The organism is Peribacillus sp. NPDC097198, assembly GCF_044762055.1.
GTDB lineage: Bacteria > Bacillota > Bacilli > Bacillales > DSM-1321 > Peribacillus.
Window position 1 is genome coordinate 1 of record NZ_JBIWDO010000029.1, and the last position, 1,908, is coordinate 1,908.

The window sequence follows — 1,908 nt, forward strand, 5'->3', positions numbered from 1 at the left end:
GGGGCTGTCTAATAAGTCCCTAAAATAAAACAGGTGGAGAAAAACGAGTTGTTTTTCTCCACCTGTTTTTCTATTTCTATAATAATTTACTGAAAGTAGCTGACGTAACCCAGCTATCTTCAGTAAATTATGTGCCATGGCTACGATGCCAAACTCCGTTTGTACTTTCGCTAAGCCCCGAAGCGAAAAGCGACGGAACGACCTATTGCCCTTGATATGACCAAAAACACTCTCTACCTCGATTTTTCGTCGAGCGTAAAGTTGTGCATTCGATTCAGACCAAAGGTTCACTTTTGCTTTCGCTTTTAATTCTTCATAAACTGGATTAACATGCACTTGGCGATTTCCTGTCGCCTTTGTACATTGAGATTTTAATGGGCAATCCGTACAATCCTCACATTCATAAATTTTAAAGTCACGTGTGAATCCATTTTTATCCGTACGGGTCGAGTAACGCTTAAATAAAACCTTACGGTTATTTGGACAGGTGTATTCATCCTTTTGTTCATCATATGCCCAGTTACTCGCATGACGAATATCTTTTTTATAGCTCCGTTTTTGTTCCGTTAAAAAAGTATTGTAAGGAATCAAAGCTTCAAATTCTTCTTCCAAAGAGTAGAGATAGTTTTCTTCACTGCCATAGCCGGCATCTGCGATGACGTTTTTCGGGAATGGTAGCGATGTATTCTTCAGTGCCTCTATATGCGGCTTGAAACAACGCGTATCAGTTGGGCGTTGATGTATCGTATAAAAAAGAATGAATTGATTTTCCGTTGCCATTTGAATATTATAACCAGGTTTTAGTTGTCCGTTATTCATATGATCATCTTTCATTCGCATAAATGTCGCATCCGTATCGGTTTTAGAATAACTATTTCGATCGCCAAATAGAGCATTTTGTTGTTTATATTTTACTAATCGTGGACCTAAGTCTTCGCGCACTAATTTCAATAGTTTCTTAACCGGACTGAGTTCCCGTCGTTTTTCTTTTCGTACCTGGACATCTTCTTCAAGTTGGATACCATTCGTTTCCTTTTCAACTTTTTCCACTAATGCTTTTTCTATTTGAGTTAGTTTTTCCTCTGCCGTTAATGAGGAGGTTTCATCTTGAGTAGACAGTTCAAGACCCTCTTCATTTGCAATGGTCTGAATCTGTTGGTACGTTTCTTCGATTTTTTCTTGCAGCTTCGCCTCAAATTTGGTCGTCGCCTTTTTCCACACAAATGAATACTTGTTTGCGCTTGCTTCAATCTTTGTTCCGTCTAGAAAATAGTTCTCCATTGTGACGTGCTTTTCTTCTATTAGTTGATGGATCATTTCTTCAAATAGCTTCGGAAGGAGCTTATCCATTTGTTGTGTGCGAAATCGATTAATCGTTCGATAATCCGGTTTTTGCAAGGCAGCCAGCCACATTGTTGGGATATTTTCTTTAACCAGTTTGGCGATTTCACGACAGGAATAGACTTTTTGAGAATAGGCATACAAAATGACTTTCGTCATCATTTTAGGATGGTAAGAGCTACGTCCGCCACCATTATAGTGCTCAAAAAAGACATTATCTTCTACTGATTCAATCATTTGATCAATCACACGCGCCACGTGGTGAACCGGAATGAGATCCTGAATGTCAAAAATAACAGTGGTTTGTTGGTTATCATAGGGAATAAAAGTAGGTGTAGAATTTCGTTTTTGAGGAACGGTAGTTTCCTCTTGAATGGTGAGTGGTAGTATAGTTTGTTCCATGTTATAATTTTCTGTAGTGATCTTTGGATTGCTCATAAAAAATCGTCCTTTCGTAAATGGTGTGTGGTAACTTCATTTTACTAAAAAGGGCGATTTTTTTGTGCATAAATTTCATAAAAAAAGGGTTGCCCTAAAAGTCATTTTCCTGACTTTTGGGACAGCCCC

1 protein-coding gene is annotated in these 1,908 nt (G+C 38.4%); it reads right to left on the minus strand.

Annotated features, from left to right (window positions below):
- Positions 1-1,779 (minus strand): IS1182 family transposase (locus tag ACIQXQ_RS20765; protein ID WP_483878348.1); only part of this gene is annotated, 1,779 nt, incomplete at its 3' end.
- Positions 1,780-1,908: the final 129 nt, after the last annotated feature.